This window comes from Clostridiales bacterium (assembly GCA_015243575.1).
In the GTDB taxonomy this organism is placed as follows: domain Bacteria; phylum Bacillota; class Clostridia; order Peptostreptococcales; family Anaerovoracaceae; genus Anoxybacterium; species Anoxybacterium hadale.
The window spans coordinates 1,288,719-1,314,110 of sequence record CP042469.1 but is presented as its reverse complement, the minus strand read 5'-3'; the positions used below and the strand labels follow the sequence as shown (position 1 = coordinate 1,314,110).

The 25,392-nt window shown below is 44.5% G+C and carries 22 protein-coding genes; 21 read left to right on the top strand and 1 reads right to left on the bottom strand.

Features of this window, described 5'->3' with window-relative positions; all coding sequences use genetic code 11:
- From FRZ06_05700 to FRZ06_05600, 21 genes are all read left to right on the top strand, one after another.
- On the top strand, positions 1-723 hold the full coding sequence (locus tag FRZ06_05700; GenBank protein QOX62870.1) for an SDR family oxidoreductase: 723 nt from the start codon (positions 1-3) through the stop codon (positions 721-723).
- The gene (locus tag FRZ06_05695; GenBank protein QOX62869.1) at positions 690-1,583 is read left to right on the top strand and encodes an L-ribulose-5-phosphate 3-epimerase; all 894 of its coding nucleotides are present in this window, start codon (positions 690-692) and stop codon (positions 1,581-1,583) included. The genes FRZ06_05700 and FRZ06_05695 overlap by 34 nt, the downstream gene beginning before the upstream one ends.
- Before the next feature lie 14 nt (positions 1,584-1,597).
- Entirely contained in the window at positions 1,598-3,115 is a 1,518-nt protein-coding gene (locus FRZ06_05690; GenBank protein ID QOX62868.1) for a carbohydrate kinase, read from the top strand.
- Between the two features lie 298 nt (positions 3,116-3,413).
- The gene (locus FRZ06_05685; protein ID QOX65850.1) at positions 3,414-4,361 is read left to right on the top strand and encodes a thiamine pyrophosphate-dependent dehydrogenase E1 component subunit alpha; all 948 of its coding nucleotides are present in this window, start codon (positions 3,414-3,416) and stop codon (positions 4,359-4,361) included.
- Between the two features lie 18 nt (positions 4,362-4,379).
- Positions 4,380-5,354, top strand: a complete 975-nt coding sequence (locus FRZ06_05680; GenBank protein ID QOX65849.1) for an alpha-ketoacid dehydrogenase subunit beta — start codon at positions 4,380-4,382, stop codon at positions 5,352-5,354.
- Positions 5,355-5,377: 23 nt separating this feature from the next.
- Positions 5,378-6,838, top strand: coding sequence for a 2-oxo acid dehydrogenase subunit E2 (locus FRZ06_05675; protein QOX62867.1), 1,461 nt, complete (start codon positions 5,378-5,380; stop codon positions 6,836-6,838).
- 14 nt (positions 6,839-6,852) lie between these two features.
- Entirely contained in the window at positions 6,853-8,241 is a 1,389-nt protein-coding gene (lpdA, locus tag FRZ06_05670; protein QOX62866.1) for a dihydrolipoyl dehydrogenase, read from the top strand.
- A gap of 273 nt (positions 8,242-8,514) precedes the next feature.
- On the top strand, positions 8,515-9,957 hold the full coding sequence (locus tag FRZ06_05665) for a PTS mannitol transporter subunit IICB (GenBank protein QOX62865.1): 1,443 nt from the start codon (positions 8,515-8,517) through the stop codon (positions 9,955-9,957).
- A gap of 101 nt (positions 9,958-10,058) precedes the next feature.
- Complete coding sequence (locus tag FRZ06_05660; GenBank protein ID QOX62864.1) at positions 10,059-12,122, top strand: PRD domain-containing protein; 2,064 nt, start codon at positions 10,059-10,061, stop codon at positions 12,120-12,122.
- A complete protein-coding gene (locus FRZ06_05655; GenBank protein QOX62863.1) occupies positions 12,119-12,559 on the top strand; it encodes a PTS mannitol transporter subunit IIA in 441 nt (146 codons plus the stop codon). The genes FRZ06_05660 and FRZ06_05655 overlap by 4 nt, the downstream gene beginning before the upstream one ends.
- The gene (pfkB, locus tag FRZ06_05650) at positions 12,560-13,492 is read left to right on the top strand and encodes a 1-phosphofructokinase (GenBank protein QOX62862.1); all 933 of its coding nucleotides are present in this window, start codon (positions 12,560-12,562) and stop codon (positions 13,490-13,492) included.
- 74 nt (positions 13,493-13,566) lie between these two features.
- Positions 13,567-14,826: a zinc-binding dehydrogenase gene (locus FRZ06_05645; GenBank protein QOX62861.1), complete on the top strand. Its 1,260-nt coding sequence runs from the start codon at positions 13,567-13,569 to the stop codon at positions 14,824-14,826.
- Positions 14,827-14,860: 34 nt separating this feature from the next.
- Positions 14,861-15,124, top strand: a complete 264-nt coding sequence (locus tag FRZ06_05640; protein QOX62860.1) for an HPr family phosphocarrier protein — start codon at positions 14,861-14,863, stop codon at positions 15,122-15,124.
- Between the two features lie 191 nt (positions 15,125-15,315).
- On the top strand, positions 15,316-16,035 hold the full coding sequence (locus FRZ06_05635) for a FadR family transcriptional regulator (GenBank protein QOX62859.1): 720 nt from the start codon (positions 15,316-15,318) through the stop codon (positions 16,033-16,035).
- A gap of 274 nt (positions 16,036-16,309) precedes the next feature.
- Positions 16,310-17,857, top strand: coding sequence for an L-lactate permease (locus FRZ06_05630; protein QOX62858.1), 1,548 nt, complete (start codon positions 16,310-16,312; stop codon positions 17,855-17,857).
- A 72-nt stretch (positions 17,858-17,929) separates the two neighbouring features.
- Positions 17,930-18,718, top strand: a complete 789-nt coding sequence (locus FRZ06_05625; protein QOX62857.1) for an electron transfer flavoprotein subunit beta/FixA family protein — start codon at positions 17,930-17,932, stop codon at positions 18,716-18,718.
- Between the two features lie 16 nt (positions 18,719-18,734).
- Positions 18,735-19,952, top strand: coding sequence for an electron transfer flavoprotein subunit alpha (locus FRZ06_05620; GenBank protein QOX62856.1), 1,218 nt, complete (start codon positions 18,735-18,737; stop codon positions 19,950-19,952).
- Positions 19,953-19,969: 17 nt separating this feature from the next.
- Positions 19,970-21,373, top strand: coding sequence for an FAD-binding oxidoreductase (locus tag FRZ06_05615; GenBank protein QOX62855.1), 1,404 nt, complete (start codon positions 19,970-19,972; stop codon positions 21,371-21,373).
- Between the two features lie 353 nt (positions 21,374-21,726).
- Entirely contained in the window at positions 21,727-22,680 is a 954-nt protein-coding gene (locus tag FRZ06_05610; protein ID QOX62854.1) for an EamA family transporter, read from the top strand.
- A 12-nt stretch (positions 22,681-22,692) separates the two neighbouring features.
- The gene (locus FRZ06_05605; protein ID QOX65848.1) at positions 22,693-23,472 is read left to right on the top strand and encodes an ATP-binding cassette domain-containing protein; all 780 of its coding nucleotides are present in this window, start codon (positions 22,693-22,695) and stop codon (positions 23,470-23,472) included.
- The gene (locus FRZ06_05600) at positions 23,469-24,212 is read left to right on the top strand and encodes an ABC transporter permease (GenBank protein ID QOX62853.1); all 744 of its coding nucleotides are present in this window, start codon (positions 23,469-23,471) and stop codon (positions 24,210-24,212) included. The genes FRZ06_05605 and FRZ06_05600 overlap by 4 nt, the downstream gene beginning before the upstream one ends.
- Positions 24,213-24,407: 195 nt before the next feature.
- On the opposite strand, the gene FRZ06_05595 is transcribed toward FRZ06_05600, so the two are convergent.
- A complete protein-coding gene (locus FRZ06_05595) occupies positions 24,408-25,379 on the bottom strand; it encodes a metal ABC transporter substrate-binding protein (GenBank protein QOX62852.1) in 972 nt (323 codons plus the stop codon).
- Positions 25,380-25,392 lie beyond the last annotated feature (13 nt).

Below are 25,392 nucleotides of genomic sequence, written 5' to 3'. Positions count from 1 at the left end.
ATGGGAATCAAAGGAAAGAATGTGCTGATTACAGGAGGCACAAGTGGATTTGGTAAGGCTACAGCATATCTGATGCTGAGTCAGGGTGCCAATGTCATCATCACCGGGAGAAAAGAGGATACTCTGAAACAGGCGGTGAGTGAGCTTGGCAAGGTTGATTCCTTCTGTGCCGATGTGGCAAAACCATCAGACTGGATGAACCTATATGAATATATTCAGACAAAGTATGGAAAGCTTGATATTTTAGTCAACAATGCAGGTTCAGGAATTGTGGTCAAAGAGCTTGCCGATCAAACTTTGGAGGAAATCCATCAATGCGTTGAAACAAATCTGATGGGCTGTATTTATGGAATCCATTATTTTGCACCGATGCTGAAAGAACAGGGTGGAGGGACCATCATCAATGTCTCTTCCGTTTGTGCCAGACATTCCTGGCCAGGGTACTCTGTCTACGCAGCAGCAAAAGCAGGCGTATTAAGTCTTTCAAAGAGCGCTTATGTGGAACTGCAAAAGGATCGGGTCCGTGTAACTTGTGTAATCCCGGGCGCTGGGGCAACGAACTTTCAAATCAATGCACAGGAATCGCCAATGGCCCAGTCGCCTGATAATCTAAAAGCAGAGGATATGGCAGCAGCAATTTGCAATATCTGCGCCCTGCCCGATCATGTGGTTGTAGAGGAAATCACGGTATGGGGTATGTCTCAGGTGGTCAGCCCCCTCTAGCGTCCAGGAAGGAGAGAATTGACTTGAGCAACCTGAGAGAATTACCGCTAGGATTGTACGAGAAGGCGATCAGCAGCAAGCTGAGCTGGAAAGAAAAGTTGAAACTGGCAAAACACAGCGGATTCGATTTCGTCGAAATGAATGTAGATGGGACTCCTGAAAGGATGAAAAGACTCTACTCTGATGAGACTGTGCTGGAAGTACGTCGCGCGGTGGAAAGCACTGGGATTCCAATCCACACCATGGCGCTGACAGCGAACCGCATTTTCCCTTTGGGCAGCGAGGATGCTGCAATTCGCAGTAAGGGGTTGGAACTTGTGGAACGAGCAATTTGTTTTGCTTCAAAAACTGGGATTCGTTTAGTCCATCTGGCGGCCTATGACGAGCATGGAGCGCACCGCAATGAGACTACAGAAGCTATTTTTTTCGATTCCATGGAAAAATGCATTGCTTTTGCAGCACGACATGGTGTGATTCTTGCACTTGAGACAATGGATACATATTTTATGGGATGTTGTGAAAACATCATGTCACTCTGTGAAAAGATTGACTCCCCTTTTCTTCAGTGTTATGCGGATGTTGGCAATTTGTCAGCATCAAAAGTTGATCTTGATAAGGATTTGAGAATTGCAAACAGGCATATTGTGGGTGTACACTTAAAAGATACCAGGCCGGGGGTGTATCGAGATGTCCTTTTCGGCCACGGCACAGTGAATTTTGACACATGTCTGGATATTTTAAAGAAAATTGATTATCAAGGGTTTCTGATTGCAGAGATGTGGAGCTATGATGAGGCGCAGTTTCATTCCTATCTCAAGGAAGCAAATGAATTCCTGAGGAATAAGCTGGCAAATTACTGAAGGGGAGAAACGTTATGATGCAGTATTTGATGGGAATTGACGTTGGAGGGTCTGTAGCAAAGGCCGCAATTTACGATATCAGGGGGAAAGAGATTTGCTCAGCGGGAAAAGCGATGGATACACAGACTCCTCAGCCGGAATACTGTGAGCGAGATACGGAACAGATCCGCAGCAGTATTTATGACGCTGTCGCGGAAGTGCTGAAAAACTCGGGGGTGAATGGAAAAGAGATTGCAGCCATCGGTGTAACCGGGCAGGCGAACGGTCTTTACATGTTTGACCGGAACGGAAGCCCCACTTATCCTGCAATCCTGAGCAGTGACATGCGGGCGAAGGAGTTTGTCCGAAAATGGAATGCAACCGGTATTCTTGATGAGATCATACCGAAAACCCGTCAAATATTATGGGCAGGGCAAACACCGGCGATTATTGCATGGTTTGCAAGCAATGATCCTGATACCCTTGAGAAAACAGACGTCTTTCTCACTGCTAAGGATTATGCCAGGTTTCTTTTGACCGGCAATTTCAGTCTGGAATGTACAGAAGCCTCTTCCATGAGCTTGATGGATCTTGAGACACGCAGGCTCAGCAGTGAGATTATGCAAACACTTGGGATTGAACATTATGAAAACAAATTCCCGACTCAAATTTTAGAGAGCACCGAAATCGGTGGATTTGTGACAAATAGTTGTGCGGAGCGTACAGGGCTGATCGCCGGAACGCCTGTTGTAGGTGGACTGATTGATACCGTTGCATGCATTATTTCTCAGGGTGTTGTGCAGGAAGAGCAGCTTGGTATGATTATTGGCACTTGGGGTGTCAATGCATTTATTACAAAACGGCCGCTCTATTCGAAGAACATTTTCAGTGCCTTTTATTACTGCTTGCCCGGATATCATATCATTTTGGAGGGAAGCTCTACTTCTGCAACAAATCTTGAATGGTTCATAAAGACATTTTTGAAACAAAACGGCATGCAATTTTGCGGATATGAGAAGCTCAATGAGATGATTGCCACTGGCAAAGAACAAAATCATTTGATTTTTCTCCCGTTTCTGTTTGGTACCAATGTCAGCATTGATGCGACCGCGGCGTTTGTGGGGCTGGATTGCAGCCATGGCATACAGGACTTGCTGCGTGCGATCTACGAAGGTGTGGTTTTCTGTCATATGTACCACATCGACCGGCTGATGGAATTTCGTGATAAGCCGCAAGCAGTACGGATTTCTGGCGGCGGAGCACGTTCTGAAGTATGGATGCAGATCTTTGCAGATGCCCTTGGACTCACCGTGGAGGTTTCAGAAGCACAGGAACTCGGAGCATTGGGGGCTTCTATGGCCGCAGGCGTGGGTGTAGGCATTTTCAAAGATTTTTATGAAGCTGCTGCCGAATTGACTAAGATTAAAAAACGATATGAGCCTGCCGCAGAGAAGCATTCCTATTATCAGCGTAAATATGCAATTTACTGCAAGCTGATAGAAGCACTTGATCCGATCTGGAACGAACTGAGCGGTTTGGAGTTACGGGGCTGATTCGGGAGCTGATCAGTCTGGATTCTCGAGGCTGATCCGGGATCAAAGCAATTCATACGGTTTCGTAAGCAAACATGGAAGGATGAGCGGGTTACTGGAGGTTCTGCTGCATTTATGAAAGTAAATAATATACAAATATAGAATAAAATAGTTGTTATGCTTATGGCTATGGAGCACAGAGCATGATAACTGGAACCGAGAGGTTCCGAAAGGAGCGATTATTTTGAGTGGAAAGAATTCTGATCATGCACCAGATGTTACAAAGAATAGAAAAGATACGATATCAAAAGAACTAAAAATGATTATGTGGCAAATGTGGATTGATATGCATTTGGCACGTTATTTCGAAGAGCGCGTCCAGTGGCTTTTTTCTAAGGGCCTTGTGCATGGTACGACGCATCTTGGCATTGGAGAAGAGGCAACTGCTGCAGGTACCATTGCGGCGATGAAGTCTCAGGACTATGTCTTTGGAACCCACAGGGGCCATAGTCAGGCAATCGCCAAAGGCATCGACGTCAAGTATATGATGGCGGAAATTTTAGCGAGAGAAACCGGTGTATGCAAGGGAAAAGGCGGTTCCATGCATATTGCCGACCCGGATATTCACTATTTTGGTGCAGACGGTGTTCTGGGGGCAAGTGCGGTAATGTGTGTCGGTACAGCTCTGGCCACCAGGAAAAGAAAAGAGGAAGACCGCATCTCCGTTGTCTTCTTTGGGGATGGTACGTCCAATGAGGGGGCCACCTGGGAAGCAATGAATCTGGCAGCAGTATGGGAGCTTCCAGTACTGTTTGTCTGCGTCAACAACACCTACGGTATGTCAACCCCCATTCAGGATGTCATGAAGGATACAGACATCGCAAAGCGGGCTTATCCCTTCGGCATGCCTGCAAAGACCGTCGATGGGAACAACGTTTTAGAGATTTATCATGCCAGCGTGGAGGCCAGAAAATACGTAGCATCGGGCAAGGGACCCATGCTGCTGGTTGAAAATACATACCGAATTTCAGGTCATTCAAAGAGCGACGGAAATCTCTACCGGACAAAGGAGGAGATCGAATCCTGGAAGGAGAAATGCCCGATCAAAGCATTTAGAATGTATCTTATAGAAAACGAACTGTTCACAGAGGAAGAGCTTGACAAAGCGGCCAAAGCTGCTGCAGATGAGATTGAGCAGGCGGAGGAATTTGCCAAAGCCAGCCCAGAGCCATCCTTCGACGATCTAATGAACGACGTATATGCTTAAGGGGGAGGAGAGATTATGATGAAAGAAATTACATATGCTCAGGCAATCAATGATGCCATGTGTGAAGAAATGATTCGGGATGAGACTGTTTTTTTTATGGGCGAAGACATTGCCGAATACTGCGGTGCATTTGGAGTATCGCGCGGAATGCTTGAAAAGTTTGGGAAAGATCGTATTATGAATACTCCGATTTCTGAACAGGCTTTCGTGGGGGCTGGAATCGGCGCTGCTATGGTAGGGATGCGTCCCATCGTCGAATTGATGTTCTCGGATTTTATGTGTGTTTGCTTTGATGAACTCGTCAATGAAGCGCCGAAAATGCGCTTTATGTTTGGAGGAAAAGTTAAGGTACCCATGGTTATGCGTACGCCGTCAGGCGGCGGAACTGGTGCAGCTGCTCAGCACTCTCAAAGCCTTGAGGCTTGTCTTGCTCATTTTCCCGGATTGAAGGTTGTGATTCCGTCTACCCCATATGATGCCAAGGGTCTGCTGAAAACAGCGATTCGAGATGACAACCCTGTTATGTTTCTTGAGCAGAAGACGCTGTATCGTACGAAAGGTATGGTACCGGAAGAGGAATACACCATTCCCCTTGGGGTTGCCGATGTAAAACGAAGCGGTACCGATTGTTCCATCATCACATACGGACGAATGGTTCAGATGAGTCTTGAGGCCGCCCAGAGGCTTATGGAAGAAGGAATCAATGTGGAGGTAGTCGATATCCGTTCTCTGGTGCCTCTGGATCATAAGACAATCATCGAGTCTGTTCGTAAAACAAGGCATGTTCTCATTGTTCATGAAGCGGTACAATTTGGTGGGTTCGGCGGAGAAATCGCAGGGCAGATCGCCGACAGCGAAGCCTTTTACTATTTAGATGCGCCGATTCGCAGACTGGGCGCATTGAGCTGCCCCATTCCCTTTAATCCAAATCTTGAAAAAGCGGTTTTCCCTACAGTAGAAAAGATCGTTGCCCAGGTCAAGAGCCTGCTGTAGCGGTCACGAGAGGAGAGAACAAAATGATAGAAGTTTTTATGCCCAAAGCAGGCATGGATATGAAGGAAGGAACGCTCCTCCGTTGGTTGAAAAACGTGGGGGATCACGTTGAACTGAATGAACCGATTATGGAAATTGAAACCGATAAGATCAATATGGAGGCAGAATCTCCAGGTACCGGGATTCTCCTTGCGAAACTCATTGAGAATGGAGCAACGGTACCGGTTCTGCAAACAATCGGATATATTGGCGAGCCTGATGAAACGATCCCACAAAAGACGCAGGATCTACAGGAAATCACAGGCGGACACGACGCGGTTCAAACTGCAGATAGTACGGTAGATGGCGCAACTGCGGGAAATTCAGTTGATGACAACACAGCATGCAATACAGTTGATGGCAGTGGAGCTAGGAATGCTGTTGATTGTGCCGCTCCCGGCAATACAGCTGCGGCTGGGGCACCGCCTGCCGCAACACCTTATGCAAAAAAGCTTGCGAAGGATGGGGGAATTGCACTGGAATCCATTCTGCCTTCCGGTACGCTGCGCGAAATCAAAGGGAGAGATGTACTTGCCGCATTGGAGAAGCATCCGGGGACAGCAACACCTCTTGCCAGAAAATATGCTGAGGTGGATGGTGTCAATCTTGACCATATTTCAGGTTCTGGGTTTGGAGGGAAAATTCGAAAGGAAGACGTTCTTGCTGCTGAAGCCACTACGGGCTCCTTCGCCACAACAAACTCCTCAGACACTGCATATTCCAATGTCTCCGCAGATGTTCCGGAAATACAGAGAAATCTGCGTTCCGTTGAAAACCGCCGTCCCGTTCAGGGAATGCGTAAGGTTGTCGGGGAACGAATGTTTTCAAGCTACAGTCAGATTCCCACGGTCATGCAGAGCATGCGTGTCGATCTTACTGAATTGTTGGAACTGCGGGTGAAGATTAATAAAAACCGTGAGAAACGGATCTCCGTGAATGACTTTGTGTTGAAGGCAACCGCAATTGCAGTGAAAGAGCTTGCTCCTTGTCGTACGGTAATCATCGGAAATGAATTTGTTACTTACAAAGAGGCGAATATCGGATTTGCCGTCAGTGTTGAGAATGGTTTGTTTGTACCAGTGATCCACAACGCTGACCAGCTTTCTCTGCTCCAAATTTCAGAAAGGGCAGCCGTGCTGGCAGAACACGCGAGAGCGGGAACCATTCTTCCTGACGAGTATTCCGGCGGGACTTTCTCAGTTTCCAATATGGGGATGTATGATGTATACGAATTTACACCGATCATCAATCAGCCTGAGTGCGGTTTGCTGGGCATTGGCGGGATTCATGATGAATTGTTACTTAAGGCAGGGGAATTGATCAGCAGAAAAATTGCACTTCTTTGCATGAGCTATGATCACCGTATCATGGATGGAGTTGGAGCGGCTAAAATGAAACTCCGCGTGAGAGAGTTGCTTCAAAATCCGGTGGAGTTATTAATGTGAAAGAGGGTGATCATATGATGAAACCATTTGATGTTGCTGTGATCGGAGGAGGTCCCGCAGGTTATGTTGCTGCAATCCGGGCCGCCCAGCTTGGAGGAAGCGTCGTACTGTTTGAAAAAGATGTCCTTGGAGGCACTTGCCTCAATCGAGGTTGTATCCCTACAAAGACTTATCTGAAAACCGGAGAGGTAATTCATGCCATAAAAAATGCATCAGAACGCGGAATCCGCAATCATCCTGACGCCGAGGTTGACATGGAAAGGGTTGTAAGTCATAAAAACAAAATCGTAGGACAGTTGACCGGCGGAGTTGCTTCTCTTTTGAAGTCCAACGGTGTAACCGTCATATATGGTACTGCCGTACTCAGCAGTAGGCGGCATATCCTTTGTAATGGCAACACCTTTGAGGCAAAATCCATTATCCTATGCGGAGGTTCTGTTTCGAGCCAACTTCCAATTAAGGGAATCATAAATCCAAAAGTAATGTCGAGCACCGAGCTTTTGAACCTGGCTTTACTTCCGAAGAGACTGGCAGTGATTGGTGGCGGTGTAATCGGGTGCGAAATGGCTTCTGCGTTTCAATCCTTCGGGAGTCAGGTTACCATACTGGAAGCAATGGATTGTCTCATCCCCATGATGGATCAGGAGCTGGCTAAGTCTTTGGAAAAAGATCTGAAGCAGCAGGGGATTTCATTGCTGCTCTCTAAAAAAATTACGGAGATCATTGATGAAGGATCTTCCGTCTGCATTTGCTGTGAGGACGGAACCAGTCTGGAAGCAGATATCATTCTTCTCTCTGTTGGACGAAAATCTGATTTGGAATGCCTTGGTGCATTAAAGGATCAGATTCTGGTCGAGGGTGGAAAAATTGTTGTCGATGAGTATATGCGCACAAATATTACAAATCTATATGCCGCAGGAGATATCAACGGCAGACTCATGCTGGCTCACGCTGCCTTTAAAATGGGAGAGACGGCGGCCGAGAATGCGATGGGTCACAATGCGCGCTGCAGACTTGATTTGGTACCCTCCTGCGTTTATACCCTGTCACAGGTAGCTTCCGTCGGACTGACGGAGGATGGCGCAACAGAAACATTTGGAAGAGATGCAATCAGCGTGGGCCGTTTTCCATTGATTGCAAATGGACGCGCACTGGCAGGCGGTGAATCTCAGGGATATGTTAAGGTTGTAGTGCATAAGAAGTATTCTGAGCTATGCGGTGTTCATATTTTTGGCGCACATGCGGCGGAAATGATCGCAGAGCCCGCCGCATTGATGGCAGCAGAGATTACTGTCTTCGAAGCAGCAAATATGATCCATGCCCATCCGAGTTTTTCCGAAGCATTTATGGAGGCTTGCGCAGACGCGTTGGGACGCTGCATTCATCTGCCCAAGAGGGGTTGATGTGAATCTTTGTGTTCAATAAATTAAAGAATAGTCAGAAACCTGAGAATCTATAAGCTAAAACAGAAGGAACGAAGGAATTATTTCGAGGCATTGCAAAACATTGTGCAGTGCTTCGAATTTTTTTGTTATAATTAAATCCAGTTGAAACCATTATAATAACTGAATTATCAAAATTGTCAAAAGGAAGCTGTGACAAGATTGGTTTTCTTTAAATTGCATATCGTTACTCTTGCGTTTACTATTAGGGTAAAATAAAAAGGAGGTAAAGCTATGAGTAATGTTAAAGCCGAAACGGTTGCGAACAAAAAGTCAAATTTTAAGGCTAGTACGCAAAAATTCGGGGGCTTCATGGCCGGTATGATCATACCGAATATCGGAGCGATCTTGGCTTGGGGTATTATTACAATGTTTGTTATTCCTACGGGATGGACCCCAAATGAAAAACTCGCCGTAATGGTCGGACCTATGATTAAATGGTTGATACCAATCCTGGTTGGGTTCACAGGCGGCAGACTGGTACATGGGATCAGAGGCGGTGTCGTCGGTGCGATTGCGACATGCGGTATTATTGTAGGTGCTGATATTCCAATGATCCTTGGTGGTATGATTATGGGGCCTTTGGGCGGCTGGATCATCAAGAAATTTGACCAGCTCGTTGAAGGCAAAATCCGTACAGGATTTGAAATGCTTGTGGATACTTTCTCGGCTGGTATTCTGGGCGCGCTTATTTCTATATTTGCGTTCCTGGTGGCTGAGCCAGTCGTAACTGCAATTTCCACAACTTTAGGAAGTTTTGCTGAGGCAGTAACAGCCGCAGGACTCCTTCCGCTCATCGCCATTGTTATTGAGCCTGGAAAGATTCTGTTCCTGAACAACGCGATCAACTTCGGTGTTTTAGGACCTCTAGGAATCCAGCAAGTAACAGAAATGGGCAAATCGGTATTCTTCCTGCTGGAAAGCAATCCAGGTCCGGGTATGGGTATCCTTATGGCATACTGTATCTTCGGAAAGGGCGCGGCAAGACAATCAGCTCCCGGTGCAGCAATCATTCATTTCCTCGGCGGTATTCATGAAGTATATTTCCCATACATACTCATGAAGCCCATTCTCATCCTCGCTGCCATCGGCGGCGGAATCAGCGCCAATTTCACCTTCGTATTATTGAATGCTGGACTGGTTGCTACTCCATCTCCCGGAAGTATCTTTGCACAGATGGCTATGTCTCCAAAAGGCGGCCACCTGCCGGTACTTGCAGGAATTGTAGTGGGCGGAATTGTATCCTTCCTCATCGCTTCTGTAATCCTTAAGAGAGATAAGTCCATGGGAGAAATGGATCAGGATTCTCTTGCGCTGGCGAAAAATTTAACTGCCATGATGAAAGCAGAAAGCAAAGGACAGCAGATTTCAAATGCAAGTGCACCAGCATTAAACACAAACGTACCTAAAATGATTATATTTGCATGTGAAGCTGGTATGGGATCCTCCGCTATGGGAGAATCCATTCTAAAGAAAAAGATTAAGGAAGCGGGGCTCGCAATAGAGGTAAAACACTCAGCGGTAAATGCAGTGCCTGCTGATACAGAGGTCATCTTTACGCAGGAAAGCTTGGCAGGAAGAGCAGCCCAGGTTGCACCAAATGCGGAAATCGTTACGGTAAAGAATTTCCTCGAACAGACTGCTTACGATGAATATTTGAGCAGATTCAAGAAATAATCGTTACCGAAAAAGAAGTAAAACCTTCTGGGTTAGTGGCTCTGGGCTCTGAATTATGAGTCTGGAGCCACTGACAATATGAAGAATGGGGTGTGAACGGTATGGATGCTTTTACTGTCAGACAGAAGTTCATATTAAGCAGTCTGATTGAAAAAGGTCCTTTATCTATAAAGGATCTGTCTCAACAAATTGATGTCAGTGATCGTACGATTATGCGTGAGCTGGCCACCATCAATGACTGGCTGAAGAAACACAAGCTGCATATCTTCAAAAATGGTGACAATTTAGTGATTCGTGGCAATCAGAGTGATCTAGAGGCAATACGAAAACGATTCGATGGGATTCCGCCTTTATGGCTGCTTACCCAAGAGCAGAGACAGGTTTTGATTACAGCACAGCTGCTCCTTTCCAAGGAGCCAATTAAATCAGCATATTTTGGCAGTCAATTCAATGTGGTTGAAGGTACAATTATTTTTTATCTCGATAAAATTGAAAGCTGGCTTAGAACAAAAAATTTGAAACTAATTAGAAGAAGAGGTTATGGTCTTGAGATTATTGGCTCCGACTGGAGCAAAAGAAATGCTTTTGCCGAACTTTTGTATAATTATAAGTCCATAAGCGAGCTTCTGGCGTTTTTGTACGAGGATAACAACGATTACTCTCTTCATGCCTTTTTTGAAGTTACTTTTGGTAAAAAGCTTGTCGCGAGCGTAAAAGGTATGATGAAGCAACTATATTCTGAAAGCAGAATGCTGAAGGACAATGATGTAGATAATTTCAGTACATTCATTCATTTATTGCTGGCCATTGAAAGAACCCGCAGCAATATGCCGATAGAATTGCCGGAGGATATCGTAAAGGACACTTTATTCATGAATGATTTCTCCATCATAAAAGATTTAAAGAATGTACTGCACGAAAATGAAATTGAGCTTCCTGAAAGTGAGCTTGCCTATCTTGCAATTCACCTGATGGAGGATAGAAATATATATAGCGATGACACTATACCGAAAGAACTGGGCTTTGATCTGGAAGATGCGGTTCATGAGATTGTATCCATCACAAGCAAACGGCTGAATATTCCCATCGCTTGTGACAATCAGCTGATCAGCGGTCTGGGGCAGCATATCAATCCGGCATTATACAGATTGACTATGGGTCTTGAGGTGAGAAATCCAATCATCAACGATATTAAAGAATACTACAAAGAACTATACGAAGCAGTGGATTATGCATGTAAGGTGGTTTTTTCAAAATACAACCTGATCCTTCCTACGAATGAAGTCGGTTATGTTACGATGCACATCGGTGCGGCCATCGAACGGCACCATGGGATAGAAAGCAAACTCCGTGTTCTGGTGATCTGCCCCAATGGGATTAGTACAGTAAAAATTCTATGCGGCAAGTTAAAAAGTAAATTCCCTGAAATTGACGAGGTTGATGCCTGCTCACTGAGAGAAATGGATGAGAAAATAAAAGAGAACTACGATATTGTGTTATCGACGGTAGATGTCAGTAAAAAGTCAGCAAGTGAGATCCTGTTCATATCTCCGTTTCTGCCAAGCAAGGACATTGAGAAGGTAGGAGTGTTGATCAAGAACAAAATGGGGGAGGGCAGCGGTCTGAAAAAATCCAGACCGGCAGGCTTCTATGCTGCAAATGCTGAGGCTGAGGCTGAGGCAGACTTTGATGCGGCAGACAAAATGTTCCAGAATTTTAAGCTGAAAACCGTTGCCTCTGATGACATCCGAAGTACCATAAGAGAAATTATACTGGAGCTGAGCGATGCCGGTGTGATTGCTGGGCCGGAGCGTGTTGAAAATCAAATATTAAAGAGAGAATCAAAAGGAAGCGTGGTTATTCCAGGAAGCCATGTGGCCTTGGTTCATATAAGAACAGAGGAAATTGATGCACCTTTTGTTGGAGTCTTCCGCTTGGAACACTATATACAAATGAAAAGTGCGGGTTTCTCTGTTGAAAATGTTGATACCATCTTGGTTATGTTAGCAAGAAAGAATGAGAAGGATTTTATTCTGGAAATGCTCGGAAAAATCAGCGCTTCGCTGGTAGAGAGCGAACAAGTAATCAATGTTTTGAGATTGGGAGATATCGCAGACATTAGAAATGAATTAATAGAAATCATCAACAGGGAGGAACGCTTATGAACAAGTTTATTTTAAATGAAGGAAATATTTTACTAAACGTTGCAGCAGAGGGAAAGTATGAAGCAATCGAAAGAACTGGAAAACTCTTGGCAGCAAATGGTTATGTTGAGCCTGATTATATAGAAGGCATGAGAAAGAGAGAAGACGAAGTCACAACCTACATTGGGAACGGAATTTCCATTCCTCATGGAACCTCTCAATATGTCAATTCTATCAAAACATCGGGCATTGTAGTTCTTCAGTATCCTGAGGGTGTGGATTTCGGCGAGGGAAATGTAGCATACATTCTGATTGGCATTGCAGGGAAAAACGATGAGCATTTGGAAATCCTTTCAGCCATTGCGCTCGTCTGTCAGGATGAAGACAATGTAAGCAAGCTCAGGCATGCTGCCACCAAGGAGGAAATCATTTCGATCCTGACTGAAGGAGATGAATAGATGATCAAAACGGTTACGTTAAATCCTGCCATCGATAAAACAGTGGAAATCAGAGATTTTAGAGTAGGTGAGGTCAACCGAATCACCTCGGTGAGACTGGATCCGGGGGGGAAAGGTATCAATGTAGCAAAAACGATTAAAGCGCTGGGCGGCAGCAGCGTTGCTACAGGTTTTCTTGCCGGGAGAAACGGCCAATTTATTAAAGAACGTCTTGAGGATTTGGACGTTGCTAATGATTTTCTCTTTGTAAGAGGAGATACCAGAACAAACCTGAAGGTGGTTGATCGCTTAAACAGTACCAATACGGATATCAATGAACCGGGCCTTATTGAGGTGTCGGAAGATGACTTACGTATGCTGGAACACAATTTATTCTCTGATATGAAAGACGGAGATCTTTTGGTTTTGTCAGGGAGTATTCCAGCAGGAGTCTCTTCGGGAATCTATCGAGAATGGGCAGAGAAAGCAAAAAAAATTGGAATAAAAGTGTTTTTAGATGCTGACGGATCAAGTTTTGAGGAAGGCATTAAAGGAAAACCTTATCTGATCAAGCCAAATCTTGAAGAGCTGGAGCGTTTGCTAAGCAGGAAGCTCAGCAGCAGGGAAGAGCTCCTGAGTGCAGGTCGCTGCATGCTTGATATGGGTATTGAAATCGTGGCAATTTCCCTTGGAGCCGATGGAGCCATATTTTTTTATGGGGAACAGGTCATTTTTGCGAACGGTCTTAAAGTAGATGTGAAAAGCACCGTTGGTGCCGGTGATGCTATGGTTGCTGCTTTGGCTTTCGCCATCTCAAGAGGAGATTCCTTTGAAAAGGCGGTTGTTCTGTCAGTCGCTTCCGGTACCGCGAATGTTGCCTGCGAGGGTACTCAGCCTCCTAGCCGGGATGCGGTAGCTCAATATGAAGCGCAAGTAGAATTGAACGATCTATAGCATTGGCAAGCCAGTCATGGTTGAATTCCAGGAAACAACATGCAGGCTGATTGAATGAACAGGAGGACAGTAATATGGAAACAAGAGCAGTGAGATTATATGGCGCAAATGATTTACGGCTTGAAACGTTTGAACTGCCAGAGATAAAGGATGACGAGATTTTGGTTGAGCTTATCTCTGACAGCGTTTGTATGTCTACATACAAAGCGGCGATACTAGGAAAAAAACATAAGAGGGTGCCCCAGGATGTGGATGTGAATCCTATCATCGTCGGCCATGAATTTGCAGGCAACATTGTTAAGGTTGGCGCAAAGTGGAAGGATCAATTCAAAGAAGGCTCAAAATTTGCACAGCAGCCGGCATTAAATTACAAGGGATCCATGTGGTCACCGGGATACTCTTATATGTATTTCGGAGGAGCTGCCACCTATAATATCATCCCTCAGGAGGTTATGGAACTTGGGTGTCTGCTGAACTATGACGGTGAGACCTATTATGAAGCATCTTTGGCAGAACCAATGTCCTGCATCATTGGAGCCTTTCATGCAAATTATCATACTGAAATGGGAAATTATGCCCACAAAATGGGGATTGTAGAAGGCGGGAAAATGGCACTTCTTGCAGCTGCTGGCCCTATGGGACTCGGCGCCATCGACTATGCACTTCATTGTGACAGAAGACCCGGTCTACTTGTGGTAACGGACATTGATGATGAAAGAATTGAGCGAGCAAGGGCAATCTTTCCGGAAGAAGAAGCGCAGCGATGCGGGGTTAAGCTGATTTTCATCAATACTGCGAAAGTCGATGATCCGGTTGACCACTTGAAAGCACTGACCGATGGTGAGGGCTTTGATGATGTCTTCGTATTTGCACCTGTAAAGCCAGTATTTGAACAGGGAGACAGTATTCTCGCCAGGGACGGCTGCCTGAATTTCTTTGCAGGTCCAACAGACACAGGTTTTTCAGCAACACTGAACCTTTACAACATCCATTACGCTTCCACCCATGTAATGGGTACTACCGGGGGGAATACAGACGATCTCATCGAATCTCTCAAAATGACAGAAAAGAAGCTGATTAATCCCGCAGTAATGGTAACCCATATCGGGGGTTTGGATTCTGTAGCGGAAACTGTGTTGAATTTACCGGATATTCCGGGGGGCAAGAAGCTTATTTACACCCATATCGATATGGAACTTACCGCAATAGATGACTTTGAAGAAAAAGGGAAAACAAACCCTCACTTTGCAAAGCTTGCAGAAATCACAGGCAAAAATAAAGGCTTATGGTGTGCGGAAGCAGAGCAATATTTACTTGCAAATTGGAAATCATGAGATCCGAAGCGATCTTATATAGGAGGATGGGAATATGATATCAAAAGTAATCACAATAACAAATAATACGGGACTTCATGCGAGACCTGCATCTGTGTTTGTTTCTACCGCATCAAAATTTAAATCAGAGCTCTTTATCAAGAAGGAAGAAAAGAAGGTAAATGCAAAATCGATTCTGGCTGTACTTGCTCTGGGAATCTCCAAAGGAACCGAGATTACGCTGACTGCAGAGGGTCCGGATGAGGAGGAGGCTGTTGCGGCGATTTTGGCACTGGCTGAGGCAAACTTCAACGAATAATGAATTTGCAAGCTAAAATATGAAAAAAATAGGGAATGAAAAATTGAATGCTGCGTCCGTTGTGGATGCAGCATTTTGGCGTGGGATTAACGTGACAACTCAACTTCAACTTGAATTAATCATACAATAATGTGATAATAATGGTAATGCGACATATTAGAAGAAGGAAAACAAGTTGCAGCGGAGGAAGTATGGGAGATATTTATTCTAACGAAAAATCATATATGAAGGTAATCAATTACATAAAAAGTCTGATCCGTGACGAAAAACTATGCATCGGCGGAAAGCTGCCAGCGGAGCGAGAGCTCTCGGAGATGCTGGGGGTAAGCCGTAACTCCGTAAGAGAAGCTATTCGTACTTTGGACATCATGGGTGTTATCTCCAGTCAACAGGGAGCTGGTAACTTTTTAACAGGCAACTTTGAGAACAATCTGGTGGAATCCATGTCTATGATGTTTCTGCTCAACCAAATCGATTATAAGCAAATCAGCCAGCTGAGAAGAGCTCTTGAGCTGGAAGCCATCATGCTCGCGATTGATAATATTACCGAGGAAGAAATTCAAATCCTCAGGCAGATAATATCCCAACTGGAACTAGAAACAGAAGAAAATAATGTTATTCTGGATAAGAGGATGCACTATAATATCGCCTTGGCATCGAAAAATACATTGATCATCAATATTCTGCAAGCATTGTCTGAAGTTTTGGATAAGTTTATTGTTGATCTGAGAAGGGAGATCCTGAGTCAGGAAGATACCAGAGCGATTTTGAAAGAAGCACACCTTGGAATGGTTGAAAGCCTGATCGAACGGGATAAAAATCTGGCTTATGAATCTATTAACAAACATTTTGGAGTCATCGATTTAAAATTAAATCGAGATGAGTATGAAACGTTGAAAAACAGAGATTGAGAAGCAATTAACATAAAGTATTGTGTTAAAAAAAAGACTATTGTTGACAGGAACGTTTCATGTAAATATAATAAAGCCACAAAGTGGTACTACCAATTTGGACTATTTTGACAAGGAATCGGTGTCGTAAAGCTAACTGTTTTGCAGCACCATTTTTTAGAAGCTAAAAATTGGTAGTACCAATTATAACCCTATTCTTTCAAGAGAGCAAAGGTGAAACGCGTAACTTTGTTCTTGATTCTCAAACGACAGGCAGAATGGAGAAGGTGTGAAAATGATTTTGGAATTTATTTTGGCTTTATTACCGATTATTTGGCTTATTATCGCTCTGACCGCTTTAAAAACTCCTGGATTTAAAGCTTGTTCCATCGCTCTGGCAATCGCATACGCACTTGCCGTGTTTATCTGGAAAATGCCCATTACTGACAGCCTTCGTGCTGTTACGGAAGGGGCTGCCCTTGCACTTTGGCCCATTGTCACGGTTATTATTGCGGCCATCTTTACTTACAATGTCTGTGTTGCCACCGGCAAAATGGAAACCATCAAAAAAATGCTTGGTAACGTGACCATGGACAAACGAATTTTGGTATTGATCATCGCATGGGGCTTTGGAGGCTTCATGGAAGGAATGGCAGGCTTCGGTACTGCAGTAGCCATCCCAGCAAGCATGTTATGGGGACTTGGATTTAATCCTGTATTCGCAGCTATCGTCTGTCTGATTGCAAATGCAACGCCCACAGCCTTTGGATCAATCGGTATTCCTACCACAACATTATCAAAAATTACCGGGCTTAATGTGATTGAACTGTCCACAAATACAGTTACTCTTTTGGCAATCTTCATCGTAATTACACCCTTTATATTAGTCTATTTAACAGGAAAATTAAAAACCGGCAAATCAAAAAATCCATTGAAAGGGATTTTCTTGATCACGTTAATCTCAGGATTCGCGTTCTTGGTTCCAGAATATCTGGTTGCAAGATACCTTGGGGCTGAGCTCGCTGTAGTAATCGGTTCTGTCTGCTCTATGGCAGCTACGATCCTGTCAGCCAAACTCTTTTATCGCGGTGAAGTTCCTCAGGAGTATCTGCTGGAAGGCAGAAAAGCGGAACCTGTATCAAGAAAAGATGCTTTGATCGCTTGGAGTCCTTTTATCCTGATCTTCTTTTTTCTTCTTGGAACTTCAAAATTAATTGCGCCGCTTAATGCACTCCTTGCGACAGTGAAAACAAGCGTAGATATTTATACCGGTGCAGGAGGCACGCCCTATACGTTTTCCTGGCTGGGTACACCTGTCCTGTGGATTTTACTAGCCGCGTTTATCGGTGGGGCAATCCAGGGAATGCGGTTTGGTGAACTGATTACTGTCCTTATCAATACCATACGTCAAATGATGAAAACCGTGATCACAATCATTGCCATTATGGCTACCGCAAAGCTGATGGGTTACAGCGGCATGATCGCTTCTATCTCTGAGGTGTTTGTGTACACCGGGGTTTTCTATCCGTTATTTGCACCGTTTTTAGGTTCCATCGGTACCTTCGTAACGGGAAGCGGCACTTCGGCCAGCGTATTGTTTGGAGGACTTCAATTTGAGACTTCTACAGCGCTTGGATTAAATCAGGCATGGATAACTGCCTCCAACACCGCCGGCGCAGTTATGGCGAAGATGATTTCACCACAGAGCATAGCCGTTGCAGTTGCAGCAGTAAAATTAGAGGGAAAAGAAAACGAACTTCTGAGAGGAACCATTAAATATTTCGTGATATTTGTCCTTTCAGTAGGAGTTCTGACCTTTATCGGATCGAGATTTTTCTTGTAATACAACACATCGACAATCAATCAAATGATAGATATAAAATAATACGACATGAATGGAGGAGAGGAGTTCAATATGAACATTTTAGTATGCATCAAACAGGTGCCTGACAGCAATAAGGTTGAGGTAGACCCAGTAACCGGCGTTCTGAAAAGAAACGGCGTAGAATCCAAAATGAATCCATATGATTTGTATGCCATTGAAACTGCGCTGCGCATGAAAGAGCAATTAGGCGGCACCATTACCGCTATGACCATGGGGCCAAATCAGGCTGCGGGAGTCATTCGGGAAGCCTTTGCGATGGGGGTAGATCATGGTGTTTTAATCTCAGATAGAAAATTTGGAGGAGCAGATGTTTTGGCCACCAGTTATACCATCTCTCAGGGAATTCAAAAGACCGGCACGTTTGATCTGATCTTATGCGGAAAACAGACTACTGACGGTGATACTGCGCAAGTAGGGCCGGAAGTGGCAGAATGGCTTGATATTCCCAGTCTATCCAATGTTTCGAAAATCGTAGAATTAAAATCGGGTTCTATGATCGTCGAAATGGATATGACCCACGACTTGGAAATCGCTGAGATTCAATATCCCTGTTTGCTTGCAGTGGATAAAGACATCTATATTCCCAGATTGCCTTCTTATGTGAAAAAGCAGGAAACGAAAGATCGGGAAATCAGAGTGATCACCTTAGCTGATTTGGAAGATCAGGACGAGAAGCACTATGGTTTGAATGGCTCTCCAACGCAAGTGCAAAGAATCTTTCCTCCAGAGGTGAATACCCATAGGGAAGTCTGGACCGGAGACGGCAATGAGCTGACCACCAAGCTGCTAAACAAACTGAAGGAATTAAAGTTCGCTTAATAAGGAGGAGCCAACAATGGGTAAGTTAATTATAAATCAAGATAAAGTCGGAAATATCCAGGAGCTAATCAGTATCTGTCCTTTCGGCGCGCTGGAAGAAAAGGATCATCAGCTTCAGATTAATGCCGCATGTAAGATGTGTAATTTATGCGTGAAAAATGGTCCTCAGGGGGCTGTCATATATGTCGAAGAAGCTGCTGTATCAGTAGACAAGGATCAATGGAAGGGAATTGCTGTGTACGTGGATCATATTGACGGAGCAATTCATCCTGTTACTTATGAACTGCTTGGAAAAGCGAGAGAACTTGCAGACAAAGTCAATCAATCGGTCTACGCGATTATGATGGGGCAGCATATCGGATCACAATGTAAAGAACTGCTTCATTATGGAGTAGATAAGGTATTTGTATACGATCAGGAAGAACTCGATCGTTTCCGTATGGAGCCTTATACAAAAGTTTTAGAAGACTTTGTGAGAAACATCAAACCGGCAGTGATTCTCATGGGTGCTACACCAGTGGGCAGACAGCTAGCTGCGAGAGCCGCTGCCAAATTAAAGACAGGGCTTACCGCTGACTGTACCATTTTGGATATCAATGAAAATACAGACCTCGTTCAGATCAGACCTGCTTTCGGCGGAAATATTATGGCACAGATTTTGACACCGAATCACAGACCGCAGCTGGCCACTGTACGCTATAAGGTTATGAATGCTCCCAATAGAAATGTTGAAGCAAAGGGAGAAATCATTGAATGCAGTGTGGATGCAAAAGAACTAACCAGCAGAGTCAACGTGCTTGATATCATCGCGAAAGAAAAAGAACAGTTTATTGAAGCGGCAGAGGTTCTAGTGGTTGCAGGACGAGGAATTAAGAAAGAAGAAGATTTGTCAATGCTGGAGGAACTCGCTGATTTACTGGGCGGTCAGATCGCATGTACCAGGCCAGTGATGGAAGCCGGCTGGCTGGATTCCAAGCGCCAGGTGGGCTTAAGCGGAAGAACGGTAAGACCCAAGCTGATCATCACCTGCGGCGTTTCCGGTTCGGTTCAGTTTGCGGCGGGAATGAACAATTCTGAGCAGATCATCGCCATCAATCAGGATGAAAATGCGCCGATCTTTAAAACAGCACATTACTGTATGGTTGGGGATCTTTATGAAATCATACCGGATTTGATCAGCCGGATCAAGGCCAATCAATCAGAGGCCGTATCCAGTTTTGAAACTGCAAATTAGCAGGAATGGAGGAACATATGAGCTACAAAAAATTCGATCAGGAAGACTTAAAAGCAATTCAAGGAATGATAAAGGAAAATGAGCGGATTCTTTTTGGTGAGGAAATCAATGAAGAATACAGCCATGACGAATTGAGCGATACCGCCAGTTTTCCAGACGTCGTTGTAATGGTAAAAACCACAGAAGAAGTTTCTGCTATCATGAAATATGCTTATGAACATACCATTCCCGTTACGCCCAGGGGATCCGGTACCGGACTCGTTGGGGCATCTGTAGCAATGGAAAACGGCATTATGCTGGATACCACCTTGATGAACAGCGTGCTGGAGCTGGACGAAGACAACCTTACGATTACCGTCGAGCCTGGTGTGCTGCTGATGGAACTCGCTGCTTACGTACAGGACAGAGACTTTTTCTATCCTCCCGACCCCGGTGAAAAGTCAGCTACCATCGGCGGGAATATCAGTACCAATGCAGGAGGGATGAGAGCAGTTAAATATGGTGTTACCAGAGATTATGTCCGTGGTCTTGAAGTGGTACTCCCCGACGGAACCGTTGTGGAATTCGGTGGAAAAGTGGTAAAAAACAGCACGGGGTATGCGCTGAAGGACTTAATGGTAGGCTCTGAAGGAACCCTTGGCATCATTACAAAAGCAACCTTAAAGCTGTTGCCTTTGCCGAGAAAAGCCATCAGTCTTCTGATTCCGTTTCCCACACTGGAACAGGCAATCAGGACCGTACCATTCATCATAAAGTCTAAAACCATACCAACGGCCATTGAGTTCATGCAGAGAGAAGTAATTCTGGACGCAGAAAAATATCTGGGAAAGAAGTTTCCGGACAACAGCGCTGATGCATATCTTCTTTTGAAATTTGACGGAAATTCCACAGAGGATATTGAAAAAGATTATGAATCTGTGGCTCAGATTTGCTTAGAGCAGGGTGCCATCGATATTCTGATCTCCGATACAAACGAACGAGAGGAATCCATTTGGAAAGCAAGAGGCGCGTTTTTGGAAGCAATCAAGGGTTCTACAACCTACATGGACGAAGTGGACGTGGTTGTTCCCAGAAGTTCTGTCAATGAAATGGTAGAATACATTCATGGCCTATATAAAGAAGTCAACATCCGTATTAAGAGCTTTGGTCATGCAGGAGATGGAAATCTTCATGCATACATCCTGAAGGATGACTTGACCGAAGAGGAGTGGGAGGAAAAGATGAAAGATGCCATGGATCGGATCTATGGCAAGGCAAGAGCGCTGAGCGGACAGGTGTCTGGTGAGCACGGCATTGGATATGCTAAAAAATCATATCTCATGGAGTCCATGGATCCAGCAACCGTTGAGATAATGAGAGGGATTAAGAAAGCGTTCGATCCGAAAAACATACTGAATCCCCGTAAAGTATGCCAGATATAGCAACTCCAGGCTATTTTTTTAAATGAATGAAACAAACAAGGGAAACGTTGATTCATACCAGGCGCACGCCTGTCATTTAATCAGCAGCGACCCAGAAAAAGACGTGAGAGCGATGGATTCTTACGTCTTTTTCTTTTTTATGAGAGGGGGGAGTATGCGGAATTAAAGAATATTTAGGGAAATCATACCTGTGTCAAAAATGCATTGTTTGAAATGCAATACTGGAGAAATTCCAAAAAATATGCTAAAATAAGCGATAAAGAAAATCTGAGGTTGCTGTTAGAGCAGCCGACTGTTCGCGTTAATCAAATTGCTGAATAAACGCTATATAAATTTGTAAGGATGTTGTGAACATGACGAAACGTGATTTGGGCCTTGCTTTATCCGTTGTAACTCTGTGGGGTGCAAACTTTACTGTGATTAAGCTCGGGCTTTCCGGTGTACCGCCAATGCTGCTGGTAGCGTTGCGGTATATTCTTGCCGCACTGCCTGCGGTCTTTTTTGTAAAGCCTCCGCCGCTGCGCTGGCATACGATCGCGGCATATGGACTGACAGTGGGCGTTGGACAATTTGCTTGTCTTTTCTTTGCAATGAGTAAAGGGATGCCGGCAGGTGTTGCTTCTGTCGTATTGCAGTCACAAGTGTTCTTTACGCTTTTTTTTGCAGCAATTCTTTTAAAAGAATCGATAAAAGGAAGTCAGATGATAGGTCTTGCGGTAGCTGCTTTCGGTCTTTTTCTCATTGGTGGAAATGGAGGAGACGGAGGGACCTTTGCATCAATCCCTAAGGTATCGTTCCTATTGACCGTTCTTGCAGCTGCATTTTGGGGGCTTTCAAACATCATTGTGAGGTTTGCAGACCGCCAGTGTGCATCCAGAGGTGAAAAATTGGATATGCTTAGCTTAGTGGTCTGGTCAAGCTTTGTGCCTCCGATCCCGCTCATTGGGTTTGCGCTGCTGCTTGACCCGCCGAGTACATTACTGAATGCGGTTTTTCATCTCAGCAAGATATCAATCTTCTCGATTTTTTATTTGGCATTTTGCGCCACACTATTTGGCTACTACTTTTGGAGCACCTTGCTTGCGAAATATCCGGCGGCTAAAGTTGCGCCGCTGTCACTGATGGTTCCGGTTACTGGTTTGATTACCGCTCAGCTGGTTTTGGGTGAAGCGCTCACAAGGGCCCAATGGTTCGGCTGTGCGACTATATTGATCGGACTCTTAATCGCAAATTCAGCTGAGTTCTTTATAACACGAATCCGCAGGAGGATCAAACAACAGACAGAAAATGATCTGGAAAGGGGATAGCCTGTATTGGACATGGAAACAATCGATATTGTATTTGACCGGGTCTCCTTCGCATATGGAACGCAGGTCGTTTTGAAAGAAGTCAGTCTTACGCTTAAGCAGGGAAATTCCTACGCGCTGATTGGAAAATCTGGTACAGGAAAGAGTACGTTATTGAATCTACTTGCTGGTTTTTTGAAACCGGCAAGCGGCATGATTACCGTCGACGGTGCGGAAATCAGAGGACCGCGAAAGGATACGGGATTCTTGTTTCAGGATCTTGGCCTGTTTCCCTGGCAAACAGTATACGAGGCAGTTTCCATGCCGCTGAAAGTTGGACAAAAAGACCAAGACCACCATTCTCTTGTAATGGAATTAATCAGTGAGATGAAGCTGGAGCGCCATATCAAAAAATATCCTCATGAGCTCAGTGGGGGAGAGAAGCAGCGGACTGCGCTGGCGAGAACACTGATCACCAGTCCGGATTTGCTTTTAATGGACGAGCCAACCTCAGCCCTTGATGCTATGACAAAGGAAGAACTTCAGACGCTTATTTTGCGAGAACAAAAGAAAAGAAAAACCACGTTGGTTTTTGTTACCCATGATATTGAAGAAGCAATACTGTTAGGGCAAACCATCCTAATCATGAATGAAAACGGGACAGTTACGCAAATTAAAAATCAATTTGTTTCCAATGATGGGTCAAATGAGGGTGCGAAAGAACAGCTGGACTTCTATGATGCCTGTATCAAATTGAGAAAGAGACTGAATGACAAGGGGGAATCAGAGAGGAGCGGTACAGTATTATTATGAAATACACAAGGAGAATCACGGAAAGCAAACTCTTGGGATTTATCAGTTTCCTGCTCCTCTGGGAGCTGCTGCATCTTGTTTTGAATACGCATACCGTTCCATCACCTGTTGAGACCATTCTTTTTATGGTTACCGTACTGGTAGAACTTCTAAAGCATTGCTCGGCAAGTGTCTTAAGAGTTGCAGCCTCGGTAGGTGTTTCATTGTTATTTGGTGTTCCGGCTGGAATTTTACTTGGGATCAATCAAACCTGCAGACGGCTTTTTTCACCGCTTGTATACTTTCTGTATCCCATTCCCAAAATTGCATTTCTTCCAGTATTTATGCTGTTGTTCGGGCTTGGAAATACTTCAAAGATCGTTCTTGTGATCTTTATTATCATCTTTCAGATCATGCTGTCGGTAAGAGACGGTGTTGACCAGATCTCTGGGTTATATTTTAAAGTAATGGACAGCCTGTGTGGATCGACTTTGCATCGGTATCGGTATCTGATACTGCCTGCAATACTTCCGCAGCTTTTTACCGGCTTGCGAATCAGCATCGGTATTGCGCTTGCATCGCTGTTCTTTGCAGAGAATTATGCCACAACGTATGGAATCGGTTACTATATTTTAAGCGCATGGACAAAGATGAACTACACTGAAATGTTCAGCGGCATCTTGGCAATGGGTTTCGTAGGAATCCTTCTCTTTCAAATCCTTGATCGGATCGAGGGACGTTTGATCCCATGGCAGAAATAAGCAAGATGAGTACAATCATAAAACGATTCGCGGCATATCTTGAATGAATCTGTATTTCAAAAAAACCTCTCAAAACCGGACGTTGATCTGGCAGGTAATAAGCCTGTCAGACAATTGTGGTTCAGAGAGGTTTTTCTTCAATTTATCAATTGGTAAATAAGCTGTGAGTTTTTTAATATACTCTTGTATTCACACTTATTGAATATAGGTAAAGTCGGTTAGCTCTTCGTAGGAATACACTTTACTGATCTGCCCTTTTTCTTTGGTCCACTGAATGATGTTGTCAAATTGATCCTTCTCAATGATACCGGCATGTTGAAAGTCTCCGTACATTCCAGAGAGATAGTCGCTGATTGATTCCGGAAATTGATATTTCGTCAGGATATCGCTATATTCTTTTACGTCTGTTTCGTTCATATAGTCGACAGCTTTGTTATATCCATGATAGAATGCCTTGATATCTCCGGAGCGATTTGCAACCATGTCCTCAGTAAACAGAAGGGTACCGCCTTTGATACCGGCATCCTTTGAGCTTCCAAGAAGGTGAGCGCCTTGCTTAACCAGCATTCCGGCCTGCGGTTCAGTGTAAACAACTCCGTCAATCTGATTGGACATAAGGGCTTCTGTTCTTCCCGCAAAGGATGGGATTTCAACGATTTCATAAGTGAATTCGTTTTCCTTTGCAAACTGATCCATGATATACTCCAGAATAAAGTTGGGAACGAGAGAGATTCGCTTCCCGCTCAGTCCTTCCATTGTCGTAATGCCGGAAGCAGGGGAGGAGAGAATTTTAAAGTCTTCGGCGATATCCGATGTGATCTTCATTGGAATTCCTCTGTCAACGAAAGATGCTCCCGTCATGACATCGCCGATGGCAGCATCCAGCTCTTTTGCCTGAACTGCAACATTTCGATCCCCAGGGGATGCAAAGGCCTTGATGTTTACCTTCACGCCAGCCTCTTCAAAATATCCATTCTCTTTTGCAATTATAATCGGAATCGCTGATTCAGCAGGAAGAATGCCTATATTGAATTCCTGTCCAGAGGGTGCATCCTGTGGTGACTGATTTGCTTCTGGTGTGCTGCTCTTCTCATCGCCTGCTTTGCCGCAAGCTGTGAGAAGAATCATTCCCAAAATTATGATTAAGATGGTAAATTTGTTTTTCATGGTTTGTAAGTAC